General features: G+C 69.4%; 1 protein-coding gene. It reads left to right on the plus strand.

Annotation, left to right across the window (positions count from 1 at the left end; genetic code table 11):
* Nucleotides 1-301: hypothetical protein (locus tag FLQ44_RS23745; RefSeq protein WP_206208903.1), on the plus strand; the 301-nt coding region annotated here is incomplete at both ends.

Raw genomic sequence — 301 nt, forward strand, 5'->3', positions numbered from 1 at the left:
TTGGCTGCGGATTCCAGGCGGGCACACGCTGGCGACGCCGCTGTGGGCGGTGGATGCCGCGGTCGCGGTTGGCGAGCGCTTTGGCGTCGGGCCGATGGGTCGGACCATGTGGCGGATGCTGAAGCGCGGCAACGTCTGCGCGCCCGATGCACACGCGCGATTGTTCGAAGCGTTTGGCACGGCACCGCGCGATCTGGACAGCGTGCTGGCGCAGGTGCCGAGCCAGGTGCAGGACCGCTGGCAGGCGCAGCTGTATCTGCTGGCGCCAGTGCTCCGCTTCAGCGTGATCCTGCTGTGCCTG

The organism is Vogesella mureinivorans, assembly GCF_007644035.1.
GTDB classification, from domain to species: Bacteria; Pseudomonadota; Gammaproteobacteria; order Burkholderiales; family Chromobacteriaceae; genus Vogesella; species Vogesella mureinivorans.